The organism is Pseudomonas sp. A34-9 (genome assembly GCF_029543085.1).
Classification (GTDB): domain Bacteria; phylum Pseudomonadota; class Gammaproteobacteria; order Pseudomonadales; family Pseudomonadaceae; genus Aquipseudomonas.
In genome coordinates this window covers 1,792,916-1,811,521 of sequence record NZ_CP119967.1, presented here as the reverse complement: position 1 = coordinate 1,811,521, position 18,606 = coordinate 1,792,916, and the positions used below count along the sequence as shown (strand labels likewise).

Below are 18,606 nucleotides of genomic sequence, written 5' to 3'. Positions count from 1 at the left end.
TATCGACTCGTTATTCGGCTCGGGCTCGCACGTGGATCGCGGCGAACGGCTCATTCTGCACCAGCTCGACCAAGGATTCCTTGACCAGTTCAAGGATCGCCATAAAGGTCACCACCACACCCAGCCTGCCCTCTTCGGCAGTGAACAGCTCGACGAACGGCACAAAACCGCCGCCCTTGAGCCGTTCCAGCACATCGCTCATGCGCTCACGGGTGGACAATGCCTCGCGGCTGACCTGGTGGCTTTCAAACATGTCGCCACGGCGCAGCACTTCGGCCATGCACATCAAAATCTCTTCCAGCGCGACATCCGGCAACAGCTTGCGCGCGCGGGCTTCCGGGGCGTCGAGCTTGGGCACGATGACATCGCGGCCGACCCGGCTCAAGCCGTCGATGCCTTCGGCGGCAGCCTTGAAGCGTTCGTATTCCTGCAAGCGGCGGATCAGTTCGGCGCGCGGGTCGTCTTCTTCGTCTTCGACGGTTTCGGCCCGTGGCAGCAGCATGCGCGACTTGATCTCGGCGAGCATCGCGGCCATTACCAGATACTCGGCCGCCAGTTCCAGGCGCACCGACTGCATCAACTCGACATAGCCCATGTACTGACGGGTGATTTCCGCCACCGGGATGTCGAGAATGTTGATGTTCTGTTTGCGGATCAGGTACAGCAGCAGGTCGAGCGGGCCTTCAAACGCTTCAAGGAAGACTTCCAGCGCATCCGGCGGGATGTACAGGTCCAGCGGCATTTCCATGACCGCCTGGCCATAGACCATGGCAAACGGCAGCTCCTGCTGAGCGCCGGCCTGAGGATCGACCACGGTTTCCACTGCGGACATTCAGGCCTCGACCATGAACGGCGTTGGATCGCCGCAACCGACGCGGACGACTTCCGGGTCGTCGCCGGTCAAATCGATCACGGTGGAAGCTTTGATGCCGCCAAAACCGCCATCAATGATCAGGTCCACCTGATGTTCGAGCAATTGCCGCATTTCGTACGGATCGCTCAGCGGGTCTTCATCGCCGGGCATGATCAGGGTCACACTCATCAGCGGCTCGCCGAGTTCGGCCAACAGCGCCAGCGCGATCGGATGGCTCGGCACGCGCAGGCCGATGGTGCGCTTCTTCGGATGCAGCAGCAGACGCGGCACTTCGCGGGTGGCGTTGAGAATAAAGGTGTAAGGCCCCGGCAGATGCGCCTTGAGAATGCGGAAAGTGCCGGTGTCGATCTTGGCGTAGTTGCCCAGTTGCGACAGGTCACTGCAGATCAACGCGAAGTTATGCTTTTCATCGAGCTGACGCAGGCGGCGCACGCGCTCAATCGCTGTCTTGTCGCCGATCTGGCAGCCGATGGCGTAGGAAGAGTCCGTGGGATAAACCACCACCCCGCCCTTGCGGATGATTTCGACCGCCTGTTTTATCAGGCGCGCTTGTGGGTTTTCCGGATGTATCTGGAAAAATTGACTCACATTCTCTACCTGTTCAGACGGCGGCAATATCTGTGTCATGTTTGAACCGACCCCACAGGGGTGGAAGGTCCTCGGGAACCGGCCGGTACTGGCCGATCTCGGACCAGCCGCCAGGGCCATGGAAGTCACTGCCGGCGCTGACCAGCAGACCGAACTCACGGGCAAGGATTGCCAGGCTGCCCACCTGTTCCGCAGGCTGATGGCCATTGACCACCTCGATTGCATGCCCGCCTGCTTGAATATAGTCGGCAATCAGCTTTCGGCGCTTGCTGCGGGTGAAATCGTAGTGCCACGGATGCGCCAGGCTGACCCAGGCATTGGCGGCGCGCAGCGTGGCGACGGTGTCTTCCAGCGTCGGCCAGTGCAATTTGACGTCACCGAGCTTGCCGGCGCCGAGCCATTTGCGGAAGGCTTCGGCGCGATCCTTTACAAAACCTTCACGCACCATCCAGTCGGCGAAATGCGGACGGGCCGGGGCGTTGCCGCTGTCGCCCAGCTCCTGCTGGATCTGCCGGGCGCCATCGAGGGCACCGGGCATGCCCTTGAGGGCGAGCTTGCGGCTTATTTCTTCCGACCGCAGCCAGCGGCCATCGTGCAATTTGGCAATCGCCTCGACCAACGGCGCGGCGTTGACGTCGAAACCATAGCCCAACACATGAATGGTTGCGCCGCCCCAGGTACAGGACAATTCGACGCCGTTGACCAGTTGCATGCCCAATTCGTTGGCGGCCGCGCGCGCTTCGGCGAGGCCTTCGAGGGTGTCGTGGTCGGTCAACGCCAGGACTCGCACGCCGTTCTCGAACGCACGCGCAACCAGAACCGCAGGCGCCAGGGCGCCATCGGAGGCCGTGCTATGGCAGTGCAAATCAACATTCACGGGGAGTTGTAACCTCAAATCAGCTGGCGCTATCGCGCGCCCATATGTTTGTTATTATGCCGCCACATCCAGCTTCTGGCTCTCACTGTGAAACAATTCATCGATTTCATCCCGCTTCTGCTGTTCTTCATCGTTTACAAACTTGATCCACGGGTCGTCGACATCGCTGGCCATGAAGTGACTGTAGGCGGTATTTACAGCGCCACGGCGATGCTGATCATCAGTTCGCTGGTGGTCTACGGCGCGTTGTTCATCAAACAGCGCAAGCTGGAAAAGAGCCAATGGCTGACGCTGATCGCCTGTCTGGTGTTCGGTAGCCTCACACTGGCCTTCCACAGCGAGACCTTCCTGAAATGGAAAGCCCCGGTGGTCAACTGGCTGTTCGCAGTGGCTTTCATCGGCAGTCACTTCATCGGTGACCGTCTGCTGATCAAACGCATCATGGGCCACGCGCTGACCCTGCCGGACCCGGTCTGGACCCGTCTGAACATCGCCTGGATCGGCTTTTTCCTGTTCTGCGGGGCCGCCAACCTGTTCGTTGCCTTCACCTTCCAGAGCATCTGGGTCGACTTCAAGGTGTTCGGCAGCCTGGCCATGACCGTATTGTTCCTGGTCGCACAGGGCATTTACCTGTCGCGTCACTTGCACGACGCCGATACCACAACACCAAAAACCGAGGACTGACATGCTCTACGCAATCATTGCCACCGACGTCGCCAACTCGCTGCAAGCGCGCCTGGCCGCGCGCCCCGCGCATCTGGAACGCCTGCAAGCGCTCAAGGGCGAAGGCCGCATTGTACTGGCTGGCCCGCACCCCGCCGTCGACAGCAATGATCCGGGCGCAGCGGGTTTCACTGGCAGCCTGATCGTCGCCGAGTTCGACTCGCTGAGCGCCGCGCAAGCCTGGGCTGACGCCGATCCGTACATTGCCGCTGGCGTGTATGCCAATGTTGTCGTCAAGCCGTTCAAGCAAGTCCTGCCTTAAAAGTCCTGCGTGAGGGGATTTATCCCCTCACCGCTTGCGACATTGCCTCTGGCAATGAACCTTCCTGGTTCTTGCTGCTCTCAATCGCTCATTATTCTCGTTTGCCTGCCGACAACCTGCCCAATATCCATTTGGAAGCAGGTGTCGCGATGCGCAAGGGTCCGTTGTGTCTGATGTTGGTCACGTTGTCGATCATGGCGCCCGCCCATGGTGAGGAAACCACCGAAGGCGGCAGCTCCACGCCATTGTCGTTAAGCGCCGGCAGCCAGATCACCGAGTTGCAGCAGCGCCTCAAAGCCAGCGAGCAGCAGCGGGAAGAACTGAGCAAACAACTGCAAAATGCCGACAATACCCGCGAAAGCGCCCAGCTCACCCGGTTGCGCCAAGAGAACCAGCGCCTCAAGCTGCAACTCAAGGAAGCCCAGGCCAGTCCGCTGCCGCGTCTGCTGACCGATCAACAGCAGTGGTTCGTCACGGGTGCCGGAGTAGCGCTATTGGCGCTGCTCTGCGGTATCTTTGCCAGTGGAGCAAGCCGAAAACGTCGGCAATGGCTAAATTGAGTGAGTCATGAGCGAGCTGTTACTGATTGATGATGACCAGGAGTTATGCGAACTCCTGAGTAGTTGGCTGAGCCAGGAAGGCTTTCAGGTGCGCGCCTGCCACGATGGCCAGAGCGCGCGTAAAGCGCTGGCCGAAACCGCCCCGGCGGCGGTGGTGCTGGACGTGATGCTGCCCGACGGTAGCGGTCTGGAACTGCTCAAGCAATTGCGCAACGATCACGCTGATCTGCCGGTGCTGATGCTCTCGGCCCGTGGCGAGCCGCTGGATCGTATCCTCGGCCTGGAACTGGGCGCCGACGATTACCTGGCCAAACCGTGCGACCCGCGCGAACTGACCGCCCGCCTGCGCGCGGTGTTGCGCCGCAGCCATCCGGCAGCGGTGTCGACTCAGCTTGAGCTGGGCGATCTGAGTTTCAGTCCGGTGCGCGGCGTGGTCAGCATCGACGAGAAAGAACTGACCCTGACCGTTTCCGAAAGCCGTCTGCTCGAAGCCCTGCTCAAACAGCCGGGCGAGCCGCTGGACAAACAGGAACTGGCGCAGATCGCCCTCGGCCGCAAGCTGACTCTGTACGACCGCAGCCTCGACATGCACGTCAGCAACCTGCGCAGAAAGATCGGCCCGCACCCTGATGGCCGCCCGCGTATCGTCGCCCTGCGCAGCCGTGGTTACTTCTATAGCCTCTGAAGACACCTCGCTCCCTGTAGGAGCTGCCGAAGGCTGCGATCTTTGCTTTTGAAGATCAAAAGATCGCAGCCTTCGGCAGCTCCTACACGGGAGATGTGTAAGGCTTACAACAAAGCGTCTTTACTCAAGCTTTACGCAGTGCTGACCGCCGCTGACCTTGATCTCCGTAATCTGAACTCATCCGGAACGTACCGGGAACGAGACAAGGAGATACACCATGCGCAAGACCCTTATCGCTCTGATGTTCGCTGCCGCTCTGCCAACCGTCGCCATGGCCATGCCGCAAGATGGCGGCCCGATGGGTGGCCCGATGGACGGCGCTCGCCACGGCGGTCAGATGCACGGCATGCACGGCAAAGGCCCGTACAGCCAACTCGACCTGTCCCGCGAACAGCGCGAGCAGATTCGCAAGATCATGGGCGAGCAGATGCACGAGCGTAAGCAAGTGGTCGACAAGTACCTGGAAAAACTCTCGCCGGCTGACCAGAAAGCCATGAAGGACGAGATGGCCGCCAACCACAAGAAAGCCGAGACCGATGTTCGTGCGGTGCTGAAACCGGATCAACAGAAGAAATTCGACGAGATCCAGAAGAAACAGGCCGAGCGTCGCGCCGAATGGGCCGAGTTCAAGGCTTGGAAAGCGCAACAGGCGCAAAAGGCGCAATAATGTTCTGACCCATGGCCCATCGGTTGAACCCGATGGGCCTGTTTGCATTTGTGCCTGTAGGAGCTGCGGCACGCTGCAATCTTTTGATTTTGGTTTTAACAACAAGATCAAAAGATTGCAGCGTGCCGCAGCTCCTACAGGGGGATTTGTGTTTGATTGAGGATTTTCTGTGCGTTCACTGTTCTGGCGTATTCTCGCGAGTTTCTGGCTGGCCATCGCTCTGGTGGCCGGGCTGTCGATTCTGCTCGGGCACATGCTCAATCAGGACGCGTGGATCCTCAGCCGTCATCCGGGCCTCAACACCCTCGCCGGCGAATGGACGCAAACCTACGAAGCCCAGGGCGAAGAAGCGGCTCAGGACATCCTCGAGCAACGCAAACGCCAATATCACATCGACGTTCAAGTGCTCAACGAAAGCGGCGACCCGGTGGTCCGCGGCACCTTCCCGCGTCGCGCCGCCGCCTTCGAAGCACGCCAGAACAACGATGACCGACGCCTGCCATGGCGCCGCCTCACCGACGAATTCACCAGCGAAAAAACCGGCGACACCTACCTGTTCATCTACCGCATCCCGCACCCGGAACTCGACGCCTGGCACCGCGAAAGCCTGCTCTGGCCCTTGAGTGCGCTGGGCATCGCGTTGGTGGTGCTGACCCTGTTCAGTCTGCTGGTGACCTTTTCCATCACCCGCCCGCTCAGCCGGTTGCGCGGCGCGGTGCATGATCTGGGGCAGACGACTTATCAGCAAAATAGCCTGGCGAAACTGGCCAACCGTCGCGATGAGTTCGGCGTACTGGCCACCGATTTCAACCGTATGGGCGCGCGCCTGCAAAGCCTGATCGGCAGCCAGCGTCAGTTGCTGCGCGACGTTTCCCACGAATTGCGCTCACCGCTGGCGCGGCTGCGTATCGCCTTGGCGCTGGCCGAACGCGCCAACCCTGAAGAACGCGAGAAACTCTGGCCACGGCTGACGCGCGAGTGCGATCGACTGGAAGCGTTGATCAGTGAAATTCTGGTGCTGGCGCGGGTCGATGCCGACAACGCCAGTGCTGAAGAGGTGGATTTGAATGCCTTGCTCGGCACGTTGCAGAAGGATGCGAAACTTGGATCACCCGAGCAGATTGTGCGCCTCGATGCCGAGCCGCAGCTGAATCTGAAGGGCTGGCCGACCATGATCGAGCGCGCCGTCGATAACCTGCTGCGCAACGCCCAGCGCTTCAATCCAGAAGGTCAGACGATTGAAATGCAGGCATCACGTCAGGGTGAAAAAATCATCGTCAGCGTGCGCGACCATGGGCCGGGGGTGCAGGCCGAACATTTGAGTCAGTTGGGCGAGCCGTTTTACCGGGCGCCGGGGCAGACGGCGGCGGGACATGGCTTGGGGCTGGCGATTGCGCGGCGGGCGGCGGAACGGCATGGCGGGAGTTTGACGCTGGCCAATCATCCGCAGGGCGGGTTTATTGCCAGCCTTGAGTTGCCGCTTGTACCCGGAGCGGTGGTGCAACCCTAAGAGCCGCCCTCACCCCAGCCCTCTCCCGGAGGGAGAGGGAGCCGACCGAGGTGTCTGGCGTCAGACATCGACCTGAAAAACCGAGTTGATTATGGATTCGACAGACCCGTAATCCGAGTCGTTTATGGTTTCACCAGAGCGGTAATCCGCGTCGTTTATGGTTTCACCAGAGCGGTAATCCGCGTCGATCTGGATTCGGCAAAGATCGCTCAGGTCGGCGTACCTCTTGAGCATCCCCCAATCAGTCCCCTCTCCCTCCGGGAGAGGGTTAGGGTGAGGGGCTTTTGATCTTCAGGCCTTACCGGGCCAGGCGCTGACGAACTCGTTCAGATCAACCTTCTCCGCCACACGCGGTTCTTTCTGCGGAGTGCCGAGGTAAAGGAAAGCAATCACCTCTTCACCCTCGGTCAAGCCCAAACCTTTGGCCACATGCCTGGAATAAGCCAAATCCCCCGTACGCCACACCGCACCAATCCCCTGCGCATACGCCGCCAGCAAAATCCCGTGCGCCGCGCACCCGGCAGCGAGCAACTGCTCGGCCTTCGGATACTTGACGTGTTCCTGCAATCTGGCGATCACCACAACCACCAGCGGTGCACGCAGCGGGCCGTTGCGGGCCTTGTCGATCATCGCTTCGGTGACTTCGCCTTCCTGCTGCTGTGCAGCCTCGGCCAGCAACTCGCCCATTTGCTCGCGCGCCACGCCTTCGATGGTCAGAAAGCGATACGGTTGCAAATGCCCGTGGTCCGGCGCGCGCAACGCGGCGCCAAACAGAGCTTCGCGCTGCTCGGCAGTGGGGGCCGGTTCGACCAGTCGTGGAACGGAAACACGGTTGAGCAACGCCTCGAGAGCCTGCATCGGCCACCTCCTGAAAAATATGTGCGGCTATTCTAGCTTTATCTGCCAACAGGATGCCGGTTTACATGCCCTGCCCCACGGGTAGAATGGCGCCCTTCTTACATCAGCCCGAGCGGACTTCATGGCGTTGCCGACCTTACGGATCATTGGTTTCATCATCGGCATCTTCCTGATCACCCTGGCCGTCGCCATGGTCGTGCCCATGGCCACCCTGGTGATTTTCGAGCGCACCAGCGACCTGCCATCGTTCCTCTGGGCGAGCATGATCACCTTCGTCGCCGGCCTCGCGCTGGTGATTCCCGGCCGGCCCGAGCACATTCACCTGCGTCCGCGTGACATGTACCTGCTGACCGTGAGCAGTTGGCTGGTGGTGTGCATTTTTGCCGCGCTGCCGTTCCTGCTGACCCAGCACATCAGCTACACCGACTCGTTTTTCGAAAGCATGTCCGGCATCACCGCCACCGGTTCAACCGTGCTCAACGGCCTCGACACCATGTCCCCCGGCATCCTGATGTGGCGCTCGCTGTTGCACTGGATCGGCGGCATTGGCTTTATCGGTATGGCGGTGGCGATTCTGCCGTTGCTACGGATCGGTGGCATGCGCCTGTTCCAGACCGAATCCTCGGACCGTTCGGAAAAGGTCATGCCGCGCTCGCACATGGTGGCGCGGCTGATCGTCGCCGCGTATGTCGGCATTACCATCCTCGGCAGCCTGGCGTTCTGGTGGGCCGGGATGAGTCCGTTCGATGCAATCAACCATGCGATGTCGGCGATTTCCACCGGCGGCTTCTCGACCTCAGACCAATCCCTGGCCAAGTGGACACAACCGGCGGTGCACTGGGTGGCGGTGGTCATCATGATCCTCGGCAGCCTGCCGTTCACCCTGTACGTGGCGACGTTGCGCGGCAACCGCAAAGCGTTGATCAAGGATCAGCAAGTGCAGGGCTTGCTCGGCATGTTGCTGGTGACCTGGCTGGTGCTCGGCACCTGGTACTGGTGGACGACCAACCTGCATTGGCTGGACGCCCTGCGCCACGTGGCGCTGAACGTGACCTCGGTGGTCACCACCACCGGCTTTGCCCTCGGCGATTACAGCCTGTGGGGCAACTTCTCGCTGATGCTGTTTTTCTATCTGGGATTTGTCGGTGGCTGTTCCGGTTCGACGGCGGGCGGGATCAAGATCTTCCGCTTTCAGGTCGCCTACATCCTGCTCAAGGCCAACCTTAATCAGCTGATTCACCCACGCGCGGTGATCAAACAGAAGTACAACGGTCACCGTCTCGACGAAGAAATCGTGCGTTCGATTCTGACCTTCTCGTTCTTCTTCGCCATCACCATCTGCGTGATCGCGCTGCTGCTGTCGCTGCTCGGCGTCGACTGGATGACCGCACTGACCGGTGCCGCCAGTACCGTGTCCGGTGTCGGCCCGGGCCTGGGCGAAACCATCGGCCCGGCGGGCAACTTCGCCACCTTGCCGGACGCGGCCAAGTGGATCCTGTCGTTCGGCATGCTGCTCGGCCGACTGGAGATCATTACGGTGTTTGTGCTGTGTATTCCGGCCTTTTGGCGTCACTGATCACACTGGGCGCCTGCAACAACCGCGTCCGGTAATCGCCGGGCGTAGTGTCGAACCAGCGGCGGAACGCGCGAAAGAAGTTGCTCGGGTCGGCAAACCCCAACAGGTAAGCGATTTCCAGCAAGGTCATGCTCGGTTGCGCCAGATACTGTTCGGCCAGTTCACGGCGGGTGTCGTCGAGCAGTTGCTGAAAACTCGTACCCTCCTCCTGCAACCGCCGTTGCAAGGTGCGCTGCGACAGGTGCAGGGTCTGCGCGACGGTATCGCGCTTCGGCTCGCCCTGTGGCAACAACCGGCACAGCACCTGCCGCGCCTTGTGGGTCACGCGGCTTTCGGAAAAACGCGCCAGGTATTCCCCGGCAAACCGGTCATGCAGCAGCGCCATCGCCTCGTTGGCGGTGGGCAGCGGCGCCTCCATATCCGCACGCTCGAAGATCAGCGCATCGTACGGCGCGTTGAACATCAGCGGTGCGTGGAAAGCCTGTTTATAGGGTTCCAGGTCATCCGGTTCGGCGCCCTGCACCAGGACTTTGACCGGATGCAGCGTGCGCCCGGTCAACCAGCCACACAAGCCCAGTGCACAGGCCAGCGAGGCTTCGGCGCTTTGCCGGGTCGGCGGCAGGTGATCGCCATGCACCGTCAGAATCAGCGCATAACCTTCTTCCAGCAGACGAAAACTCAGGTCGGCACTTTCGGCGATGATGCGCTGATAGCGCACCAATCGTTGAAAGCCTTCGGCCAGCGTATTGCTCGACATCAGTGCATAACCGGCGACATGAAACGACGCCGGGCGCACGACTTTGCCCATGTTCAGGCCGATCGCCGGATTACCGGACAGATCGACTGCCCGTTGCCAGAGGCGAGTCATGGAATCTTGCGGGAAGCGCGCATCCGGATCATCCAGAGCCGTGTAATCGAGCCCCAGTTGCTTGAACAGAACCCGGCAATCCAGGCCGTCCATCTCCAGTGCTTTGACAATCCCCATCGCCCAGCTTGCGGAAGTCGTTCGTTCGCTCATGGCGTTTTTCTTTTACATGAGGGGCCGCATGTTACGGCCTGATTTGCGAAGGATACTAAAGTGGCGCCGATTGTCACTGGCCCACGCCAATGATCACTCTAGACTCAAATAAGCTACCCGCAGAACAACTCGTCGCCAGAACAATAACCACAGAGAACGCGGTCGTGGAAAACATCAAGCATTTCAACAGTTTCGCTGAGTTCTACCCGTATTACCTGAGCGAACACAACAACAGCACCTGCCGGCGCCTGCATTTCATCGGCACGACACTGGTGATTTTCATTCTCGCAATGACCATCGCCAACGGCGCGTGGCTGCTGCTATTGGCCGTGCCGCTGGCCGGTTACAGCTTCGCCTGGGTCGGGCACTTCTTCTTTGAAAAGAACCGACCGGCGACTTTCCAGCATCCGCTCTACAGCCTGCTCGGCGACTTCGTCATGTACCGCGACATGATTCTGGGTCGCGTGGCGTTCTGAATGAGGGTCAGCCAATGAATGCCAATGCCCGTTTCACCCATATGAAAGACGGTACCCAGGAAGACTGGGCGATCATCGCCGCCGACTTCAGTGCCTACGCCAAACAGTTGCCGTCGCGAATCCTGACGCACCTGAAACTGCTTGAAGGCGACTTCGGTGGTTTCCCGGTGGATCGCCTGACCCACTCACTGCAAACCGCGACCCGCGCCTTTCGGGACGGGCGCGACGAGGAGTATGTGGTTTGCGCGTTGTTGCATGACATCGGTGACACGCTCGGCTCCTATAACCATCCGGACATTGCCGCAGCGATTCTCAAGCCGTTCGTCAGTGCCGAGAATCTGTGGATGGTCGAGAAGCACGGGGTGTTTCAGGGTTACTACTTCTTTCATCACCTGGGCATGGATCGGCACCTGCGCGAGCAGTTCAAGGAGCATCCGCAGTTTCAGGCGACGGCCGAATTTTGTGCCAAATACGATGCGGCGGCGTTTGATCCGGAGTACGACACACTGCCGTTGAGTTTCTTTGAGCCGATGATGGAACGGTTGTTTGCGCAGCCGAAGAACTCGATTTACAAGGCGGCGATGGAAGAACACAGCACGGCCTAAGATCAAAGGATCGCAGCCTTCGGCAGCTCCTACATTGGAAGGTGTACCTCTGTAGGAGCTGCCGAAGGCTGCGATCTTTTGCTGTTAAGCGAGTTCGGCGACTTTGGCAGCCTTGAGCTCCGCCTCACGCGCCTGCGCATCCGCCAGCCGATACAACTCGATCGTGCCATCCCAGTGCTCGATCAGCGCCGTGCACGATTCCACCCAATCGCCGCAATTGAGGTAATCCACCTCCCCGACCTTGCGGATTTCGGCATGGTGAATGTGTCCGCACACCACGCCATGCAACTCGCGCTTCACGCATTCATGGGCGATGGCTTCTTCAAAGTCGCTGATGAAACTCACCGCGGTTTTCACTTTGTGCTTCAAATAAGCCGACAGCGACCAGTAGCCGTAGCCATAACGCGCCCGCCAGTGGTTGAGCCAGCGATTGAGGGTCAGGGTGAATTCGTAGGCGGAGTCGCCGAGGAAGGCCAGCCAGCGGTGATAACGGGTGATCACATCGAACTGATCGCCGTGAATCACCAACAGATGCCGCCCGTCTGCGGTGACATGCACCGCCTCGTCGACCAGTTGGATATTGCCCAGAATCAGCTTCGAATAGCGGCGCAGGAATTCGTCGTGATTGCCGGTGACGTAGATCACCTCGGTGCCGCGCTTGCTCATGGTCAGCAAGCGGCGGATCACGTTGGTATGCGCCTGCGGCCAGTACATGCCGCCGCGCAGTTTCCAGCCGTCAATGATGTCGCCGACGAGGTAAATTTTGTCAGCGTGATAGCCCTTGAGAAATTGCGACAAGTGCTCGGCCTGGCAGTCCCGCGTGCCCAGGTGCACGTCGGAGATCCACAGGGTTCGCACGCGTTGTTTGCGACTGGGTCTGGCGAGCTCGGCGCTGGTCATGGGCAACCCTCTGCGATGTTTTCGCCACTCTGCGCCTGCCCGGTTAATCGACCATGACAAGCGTGAGTCAGTCCTGTGACAACGCATTGCGCGTGCGCCGGTGTAGACTGGCGACTTGCCCGGAGACCCTGCCATGCGTCCGATCCTCACCCTGCGTCAGTACACTCGCGATTTGATCGTGCACAGCCATGAGCACGCGCAATTGGTGTTCGGCTTGTCCGGTGCGCTGGATTTCGAGGTCGAAGGCTGTGGCAGTCAGGTGCGCCAGCAGAGTTTCGTGGTGATTCCGTCCGGTGCGCATCATGCCTGCGGCAGCCCCGATGGCAGCCGCTGTCTGGTGCTCGATATCCCCGAAGGGCCATGGGTGACCGATTCACTCGGCGAACATGCCGAGGCCAGTCGCCGCCTGCTCGACCAGCCGGCGCGGCACTCAATGGACGCGGGGCAAAGCCAATTGGTCAGTTGGCTGGCGAACAGTCCGGTCAGCGATCCGTTGATCGCTCAGCAAGGCGCGGTGTTGCTGCTGGCCAGCCTCAATCTGGCGCAACCTGCCGAACTCGCCGCGCGACGCCTGCCTTATGCCGCGCTGGATGCGCACATCGAGCAATACGCTGCTTACCCTTTGCAAGTCGCCGATCTGGCGCGAGTCGCCGGTTTATCCAGCGCGCGTCTGCATGCGCGGTTCATGGCCGAGTGCGGGCAGACACCGATGGATTACATTCGCAGCCGGCGCCTGCATCTGGCGGTGCAACTGCTGCGCGACAGCGCATTGCCAATAGGCGAAATCGCCAGTCGCGTCGGTTACAGCTCGCAGAGTGCCTTCTCAGCCGCGGTCCTACGTGAGTTCGGCTCATCACCCGGCCAGCTTCGGCGCGATTCCTACGACAAAAAACGATAGTCTGCCGACAGACTCACAGTCTTCCCTGGTTCAATATGTAGGAGCTGCCGCAGGCTGCGATCTTTTGATGTTGTTTTTCACAAGCAAGATCAAAAGATCGCAGCCTGCGGCAGCTCCTACAGTTGAAATCGCGTTTGAGATAAAAGGATTGCAATGACCCCGCGTACCGCCCTCGGCGCCCTGCATATCGGTGCTCTGATGTTTGGCCTGACTGGCGTCTTCGGCAAACTCGCCGCTGCGTCGCCGGCCGTGATCGTTTTCGGTCGTGCCACCTTCGCCGTGCTCGCTCTGGCGTTTTTTGCCCGTTTCGCCAGCCAGAGCGGCTGGCAAAAACTCCAGGCTGTGGATTGGCGACGCCTAGCCCTGAGCGGCGTGTTGCTGGCCGGGCATTGGGTGAGTTTCTTCGTTTCGGTGAAGATTGCCGGCGTGGCGATCGCAACATTGGGCTTTGCCAGTTTCCCGGCGTTTACGGTGATTCTTGAAGGGATGATCTTTCGCGAGCGCATCCGCACCAATGAGATCATCCTCGTCGTCTTGGTCACTGTCGGCCTGGTGCTGGTGACGCCAGCGTTCGATCTGGCCAGTGGCGCCACCACCGGCCTGCTCTGGGCAGTGCTGTCGGGCCTGCTGTTTTCGTTGCTGTCGCTGACCAACCGCGCCAGCTCCGGACGGATTCCGGCGGTGCAGGCAGCGTTGTGTCAAAACGTGGTGGTGGCGTTGTGTCTGCTGCCAGTCGCGGCGCCGCAGCTCAGCGAGGTTCGTGCGCTGGACTGGCTGTGGATCGGCTTGCTCGGGGTGTTCTGCACCGGTGTGGCTCACAGTCTGTTCGTCGCCAGTCTGGCGGTGATCAAGGCACGCACGGCCGCGGTGGTATTTGCCATGGAGCCGGTTTACGGCATCACCCTCGCCTGGCTGCTGTTCAACGAAAACCCGACGCTACGGATGTTGATGGGCGGCGCACTGATCATCATCGCCATCGTCGTGTCCGCGCGAATGTCCGGCAGCGCCGACAAGAAAACCGTTGCCGCCGAAGCCGCATCTCACTGAGTGCGGTCGTTGTGACCGAGGTCGCGGTCAGGATCGATCTGATCGCGAACCCGCTGTTTCAGCACCTTGGCCTCGGGAAAGCCGCCGTCAACCTTGCGCTCCCAGATCTGCACGCCGTCGCAGGTGATGTGAAACACCCCGCCGGTGCCGGGCACCAGGGAGACTTTGCCGAGATCGTCGGCAAAAGTGCTGAGCAGTTCCTGCGCCAGCCACGCGGCGCGCAGCAGCCACTGGCATTGGGTGCAATAGGTGATGACAACTTCTGCTTTTGCGACAGTCATGTTCGCTGGAACTCCTGAGACAGAGGGCGCCGCTATAATAGCCGGCTTTATCGCTTGCCCCGAGACTCACAATGCGCCGTCTGCTGTTCTGCCTGCTGCTTGGTTTCCTTCCATTGCTTGTCCACGCCAGTGAAGCGCCGCGACCGAAAGTCGGCCTGGTGCTGTCCGGCGGTGCTGCGCGCGGCCTGGCGCACATCGGCGTGCTCAAAGCACTGGAAGAGCAAGGCATCAAGATCGATGCGATCGCCGGCACCAGCATGGGCGCGGTGGTCGGTGGCCTGTACGCCTCGGGTTACAAGATCGATGAGCTGGAAAAACTCGCGCTGAACATCGACTGGCAAGCCGCGCTGTCCGACGCCCCGCCACGTGAAGACGTACCGTTTCGGCGCAAACAGGATGACCGCGACTTCCTGGTCAAACAGAAACTCAGCTTTCGTGACGACGGCAGTCTCGGCTTGCCACTGGGTGTGATTCAGGGCCAGAACCTCTCGTTGCTGCTGGAAAGCCTGCTGGCCCACACCAGCGACACCCGGGATTTCGACAAATTGCCGATCCCGTTCCGCGCTGTCGCCACCGACATTTCCAACGGCGAAAAAGTGGTGTTCCGCAAAGGCCACCTGCCCCAGGTGATCCGCGCGAGCATGTCAATTCCGGCGGTGTTCGCCCCCGTCGAACTCGATGGCCGGCTGCTGGTGGACGGCGGCATGACCGACAACATCCCCCTCGATGTGGCGCGGGAAATGGGCGTCGACGTGGCCATCGTGGTCGATATCGGCACACCGCTGCGCAACCGCAAGCAACTGACCACCGTGGTCGATGTGTTGAACCAGTCGATCACCCTGATGACCCGCAGTAACTCCGAAGAACAGCTGGCCGCGCTGAAATCCTCCGATGTGCTGATTCAGCCCGCGCTCGCAGCGTTCGGTGTCACAGATTTCGGCAAGGCTCAGGAGATGATCGACGCCGGTTACCGCGCTACCCGCATCCTCGATGCGCGCCTCGCCGTCCTCAAACCCAAAGAATCCCAGGACGCCGAACTCAACGCCGCGCGTTCGCCAGGTCAGCGCACGCCGATCATCACCGCGATCCGCGTCGAGAACGACTCAAAAGTCGACGACGATGTGATCCGCTACTACATCCGCCAACACATTGGCGAACCGCTGGATCTGGCGCGATTGCACTCGGACATGGGCACCTTGTACGGCCTCGACTACTTCGAGCAGGTGCAATACCGCGTGGTGCATAAAGGTCAGGATCACACGCTGGTGATCAGCGCCCGGGGCAAACGCAGCGGCACCGATTACTTGCGGGTCGGCCTCAATCTCTCGGACGACATGCGCGGCGACAGCGCTTTCAACCTCGGTGCCAGCTACCGCATCAACGGCATCAACCGCCTCGGCGCGGAATGGCTGACCCGCGCGCAGATTGGCGATAAACAAGAGTTGTACACCGAGTTCTATCAACCGCTGGACGTTGGCTCGCGCTACTTCGTCGCGCCGTACGCCTCGTTCGAAGCACAGAACGTCGACTCGGTGCTCGACAACGATCCGATCGCGCAGTATCGCGTCGAGCGCTACGGTTTTGGCCTCAACTTCGGTCGCCAGATCGGAAACAACGGCGAAGTGCGTTTCGGTGTCGGCGAGGCCTGGGGCAAGGCCGATGTGCGGATTGGCGATCAGGATCTGCCGAGTGAAAACTTCAACGAAGGCTTCTACGCGCTGAAGTATTCCTACGATTCGCTGGATAACGTTTACTTCCCTCATGAAGGCAAGGACGTCAGCCTGACGCTGATGCAGTTCGAACCGGGCCTGGGTTCGGATACGCGCTACCGACAGTGGGAATTCAAACTCGACAAAGCCATGAGCCGTGGCCCGGATACGCTGATTCTCGGTGGTCGTTACGGGCGTACCCTGGACGATGCCAACGTGGTGACGTCAAGCTTCCTGCTTGGCGGTGCGCGGCAGTTGTCGGGGTTCAGGGAAGACGCGATTTCCGGGCAGAACGTCAGCCTGATGCGCGCGGTGTACTATCGCCGGCTGACGCCGCGCTCGTATCTGCCGCTGGACTTCCCGCTGTATGCCGGCGCCTCGCTGGAGCGTGGACGGGCGTGGAACAACGACAATGAGTTCGACAGCGGCTATATCAACGCGGCCAGCGTGTTCATCGGTTTTGACACGCCGCTGGGGCCGTTGAATTTCAGTTATGGGTTGAATGATGCGAATGAGCAGGCGGTTTATCTGAATCTTGGGCAGACCTTCTGATCAGATTCGCAATTGATGTTGACTGAGCGTCAGTCTTCGCGAGCAGGCTCGCTCCCACAATGGTTCTGCGAAGACCGTTCAAATGTGGGAGCGAGCCTGCTCGCGAAAGCGATATCAGATCCACCGCAAATTGATTGGGGGTCAACGAATCCCCGCCAGCAACGTCCGCGCCGTTTGCTTCAACGGCTCATCGCCTTCCTTGAGCAATTCATTGAGCAACGCAATCGCGCTGTCGATGTCACCGTCATCAATGCACGTTTGCGCCTGTTCGAGTTTCCCGGAATTTTCGCCGTGCACCGGCTCCGCGGCTTCCAAATCCAGCGGTTGCAACGCCAGCGACGGCTCGGCATCAGCAAACTCATTGAGAAAATCTTCATCCAGCGGCCCGGCGTCCGATTCAGGGATCCACTCAAGCTCGGCGTCTTCGCTGACCGCTTCCGGCAATTCAAAGTCCTGAGGCAATACTTGCAGGCCGGAACCCAGCGCCGAGGTGTCTGCAACTGGCTCTGCGGTGGCTGAGCGACTGTCTTCCAGATCCCAACTGGAATCCATCGACAACTCGCCCAGGTTCAACTCGAAATCATCCTCAAGTGCCGGTTGGGCCTCGACATGGGGCGCCGCCGCAATGACGGGCTGCACGGCGGCCGATAGTGCGGCACCCGCCAGTTTCGGATGTCGAACACGAACGTCCTGTAACGTCTGGGCATCCACGCCCTGTTCACGCAAATGACTTTCCTGCTGCTCATACGCGGCGCTGTCACCCTGACGCCCCAGGACTTCAAGCAACTGCAAACCGATGTCCGTACGCTCCGGTTCCTTATGCAAGGCATCGCGCAGCAACCCCGCAGCTTCGCCCAAGCGACCATAGGCCAGATAGATCCCCACCGCCTCCAGCACATCGCCCGCCGCCGGTTCTTCACGGTGTTGGGCTGAGGTGTGAGCCCTGACAGACTCGGCGTTTTCGACTTCAGCGACATCAGGTTCATCGCCCTGCGGCAACAGTGGCAGCGGTTGATCAGCCTGTGGCGACTGTTGCCGTCGGCGGTGCACAAACAGCCCGGTCAATGCCCCCAATAACAGCAACAGGCCGCCAAGCATTGGCCAGTTCAAACCGTCATCAGTGGACTCCACAGGTGCCACAACCGGAGCAGGTGCCGGGGTTACCTCGGTCGGTGGCGGTGCTTGCTTGAGTTCGACCAATTGCGTTTGCAGCTCAGTGACCTGCTTTTTGCCATCGGCAATCTGCACATCCTGCGTCTGCAGTTTGGCGTTCAGTTCATCGACGGTCTTTTGTAATTGCTGATTCAGCAAGACACTGGCAGCCAGTTGCTCGGTCAGTGCATCGTTGGCCGGCGGATTTGCAGGCATTGGCGCGGGCACGGCGTCGCGTTTGGCCTGAGGTGCCTGCGGCGCGGCCACGACAGGCTCGACCGTCGGAAACGCGGAGGATTGTGCACGTGGATCCGGTTCATCGGTGGCCGGCACGATACCCGGCGAACCCGGTGGATCGATCAACACGGTGTACTCACGCAGCAAGCGGCCGTTGGGTTGATTGAGCTGCACGAGGAAATTCAGAAAGGGTTCGTTGACCGGTTTGCTTGAGGTCACCCGGATCATCTGGCGATTGCCATGCAGGATCGGCACGAACCTGAGGTCGTTGAGGAAGAACACCCGCTCGACCCCGGCCTCGGCGAACTCATCCGCCGTGGCCAGGCGCGCGACCAAATCGTTTGGCGTCAGCCCGCCGACATCGACCAAAGCAATGTCGGCCTTGAGCGGCTGATTAAGGCCTGAATGGACGGTGATATCACCCAGCCCCAAGGCCATCGACCAGGCCGAATAGCTGAATACACCAGCGACCAGCAGCCATTTGGCGCCACCGCGCAGTACCACGTGCCGACTTGCGAGCATGAGCATCCCTTAAATAAGCAAAACCGACT

General features: G+C 60.3%; 20 protein-coding genes. 12 read left to right on the top strand and 8 right to left on the bottom strand.

From position 1 onward, the window contains the following. Nucleotides 1-10: 10 nt before the first annotated feature. From P3G59_RS08065 to P3G59_RS08055, 3 genes are all read right to left on the bottom strand, one after another. On the bottom strand, nucleotides 11-709 hold the full coding sequence (locus tag P3G59_RS08065; protein WP_172828192.1) for a ScpA family protein: 699 nt from the start codon (nucleotides 707-709) through the stop codon (nucleotides 11-13). Nucleotides 710-832: 123 nt separating this feature from the next. Then, on the bottom strand, nucleotides 833-1,462 hold the full coding sequence (locus P3G59_RS08060; RefSeq protein WP_095114461.1) for an L-threonylcarbamoyladenylate synthase: 630 nt from the start codon (nucleotides 1,460-1,462) through the stop codon (nucleotides 833-835). Nucleotides 1,463-1,475: 13 nt separating this feature from the next. Beyond that, nucleotides 1,476-2,339 (bottom strand): PHP domain-containing protein, encoded by an 864-nt coding sequence (locus P3G59_RS08055; protein ID WP_277761146.1) that lies wholly within the window; start codon nucleotides 2,337-2,339, stop codon nucleotides 1,476-1,478. Between the two features lie 87 nt (nucleotides 2,340-2,426). Here P3G59_RS08055 and P3G59_RS08050 point away from each other — a divergent pair, with 87 nt between their 5' ends. The 6 genes from P3G59_RS08050 to P3G59_RS08025 all read left to right on the top strand — a co-directional run bounded on the left by P3G59_RS08050 (nucleotide 2,427) and on the right by P3G59_RS08025 (nucleotide 6,746). Beyond that, entirely contained in the window at nucleotides 2,427-3,023 is a 597-nt protein-coding gene (locus P3G59_RS08050) for a septation protein A (protein WP_277761145.1), read from the top strand. A 1-nt stretch (nucleotide 3,024) separates the two neighbouring features. Beyond that, on the top strand, nucleotides 3,025-3,324 hold the full coding sequence (locus P3G59_RS08045; protein ID WP_201227487.1) for a YciI family protein: 300 nt from the start codon (nucleotides 3,025-3,027) through the stop codon (nucleotides 3,322-3,324). A 149-nt stretch (nucleotides 3,325-3,473) separates the two neighbouring features. Beyond that, nucleotides 3,474-3,884 carry a translation initiation factor 2 gene (locus P3G59_RS08040; RefSeq protein ID WP_123452628.1) on the top strand — a complete coding sequence of 137 codons (411 nt, stop codon included), beginning with the start codon at nucleotides 3,474-3,476 and terminating at the stop codon, nucleotides 3,882-3,884. A gap of 7 nt (nucleotides 3,885-3,891) precedes the next feature. Then, the gene (locus P3G59_RS08035) at nucleotides 3,892-4,569 is read left to right on the top strand and encodes a response regulator transcription factor (protein ID WP_277761144.1); all 678 of its coding nucleotides are present in this window, start codon (nucleotides 3,892-3,894) and stop codon (nucleotides 4,567-4,569) included. 217 nt (nucleotides 4,570-4,786) lie between these two features. Continuing rightward, entirely contained in the window at nucleotides 4,787-5,236 is a 450-nt protein-coding gene (locus P3G59_RS08030; RefSeq protein WP_242204379.1) for an LTXXQ domain protein, read from the top strand. A gap of 169 nt (nucleotides 5,237-5,405) precedes the next feature. Next, the gene (locus tag P3G59_RS08025) at nucleotides 5,406-6,746 is read left to right on the top strand and encodes a HAMP domain-containing sensor histidine kinase (protein ID WP_277761143.1); all 1,341 of its coding nucleotides are present in this window, start codon (nucleotides 5,406-5,408) and stop codon (nucleotides 6,744-6,746) included. Nucleotides 6,747-7,037: 291 nt separating this feature from the next. On the opposite strand, the gene P3G59_RS08020 is transcribed toward P3G59_RS08025, so the two are convergent. Further along, entirely contained in the window at nucleotides 7,038-7,604 is a 567-nt protein-coding gene (locus P3G59_RS08020; RefSeq protein WP_277761142.1) for a nitroreductase family protein, read from the bottom strand. A gap of 121 nt (nucleotides 7,605-7,725) precedes the next feature. On the opposite strand from P3G59_RS08020, the gene P3G59_RS08015 reads away from it, so the two are divergent. After that, nucleotides 7,726-9,180 (top strand): TrkH family potassium uptake protein, encoded by a 1,455-nt coding sequence (locus P3G59_RS08015; protein ID WP_277761141.1) that lies wholly within the window; start codon nucleotides 7,726-7,728, stop codon nucleotides 9,178-9,180. Here the strand turns inward: P3G59_RS08015 and P3G59_RS08010 are convergent. Further along, entirely contained in the window at nucleotides 9,137-10,198 is a 1,062-nt protein-coding gene (locus tag P3G59_RS08010) for an AraC family transcriptional regulator (RefSeq protein WP_277761140.1), read from the bottom strand. The two genes, P3G59_RS08015 and P3G59_RS08010, sit on opposite strands and share 44 nt — an antisense overlap. 164 nt (nucleotides 10,199-10,362) lie before the next feature. Here P3G59_RS08010 and P3G59_RS08005 point away from each other — a divergent pair, with 164 nt between their 5' ends. Together P3G59_RS08005 and P3G59_RS08000 are read left to right on the top strand one after the other, a co-directional pair. Then, nucleotides 10,363-10,674, top strand: a complete 312-nt coding sequence (locus P3G59_RS08005) for a DUF962 domain-containing protein (RefSeq protein WP_277761139.1) — start codon at nucleotides 10,363-10,365, stop codon at nucleotides 10,672-10,674. A 14-nt stretch (nucleotides 10,675-10,688) separates the two neighbouring features. Further along, nucleotides 10,689-11,279, top strand: a complete 591-nt coding sequence (locus P3G59_RS08000; protein WP_277761138.1) for an HD domain-containing protein — start codon at nucleotides 10,689-10,691, stop codon at nucleotides 11,277-11,279. An 84-nt stretch (nucleotides 11,280-11,363) separates the two neighbouring features. Here P3G59_RS08000 and P3G59_RS07995 read toward each other — a convergent pair whose 3' ends face one another. Then, nucleotides 11,364-12,179 (bottom strand): UDP-2,3-diacylglucosamine diphosphatase, encoded by an 816-nt coding sequence (locus P3G59_RS07995; protein WP_007919701.1) that lies wholly within the window; start codon nucleotides 12,177-12,179, stop codon nucleotides 11,364-11,366. Between the two features lie 133 nt (nucleotides 12,180-12,312). Between P3G59_RS07995 and P3G59_RS07990 the strand changes: the two genes are divergently transcribed. Both P3G59_RS07990 and P3G59_RS07985 read left to right on the top strand, forming a co-directional pair. Continuing rightward, entirely contained in the window at nucleotides 12,313-13,077 is a 765-nt protein-coding gene (locus P3G59_RS07990; RefSeq protein WP_277761137.1) for an AraC family transcriptional regulator, read from the top strand. Nucleotides 13,078-13,230: 153 nt separating this feature from the next. Beyond that, nucleotides 13,231-14,124 (top strand): DMT family transporter, encoded by an 894-nt coding sequence (locus P3G59_RS07985; RefSeq protein ID WP_277761136.1) that lies wholly within the window; start codon nucleotides 13,231-13,233, stop codon nucleotides 14,122-14,124. Here the strand turns inward: P3G59_RS07985 and P3G59_RS07980 are convergent. After that, nucleotides 14,118-14,405, bottom strand: a complete 288-nt coding sequence (locus P3G59_RS07980; RefSeq protein WP_277761135.1) for a SelT/SelW/SelH family protein — start codon at nucleotides 14,403-14,405, stop codon at nucleotides 14,118-14,120. The two genes, P3G59_RS07985 and P3G59_RS07980, sit on opposite strands and share 7 nt — an antisense overlap. A 71-nt stretch (nucleotides 14,406-14,476) precedes the next feature. Here P3G59_RS07980 and P3G59_RS07975 point away from each other — a divergent pair, with 71 nt between their 5' ends. Continuing rightward, on the top strand, nucleotides 14,477-16,666 hold the full coding sequence (locus P3G59_RS07975; RefSeq protein ID WP_277761134.1) for a patatin-like phospholipase family protein: 2,190 nt from the start codon (nucleotides 14,477-14,479) through the stop codon (nucleotides 16,664-16,666). A gap of 141 nt (nucleotides 16,667-16,807) precedes the next feature. Here P3G59_RS07975 and P3G59_RS07970 read toward each other — a convergent pair whose 3' ends face one another. Beyond that, on the bottom strand, nucleotides 16,808-18,577 hold the full coding sequence (locus P3G59_RS07970; RefSeq protein WP_277761133.1) for a FimV/HubP family polar landmark protein: 1,770 nt from the start codon (nucleotides 18,575-18,577) through the stop codon (nucleotides 16,808-16,810). Nucleotides 18,578-18,606 lie beyond the last annotated feature (29 nt).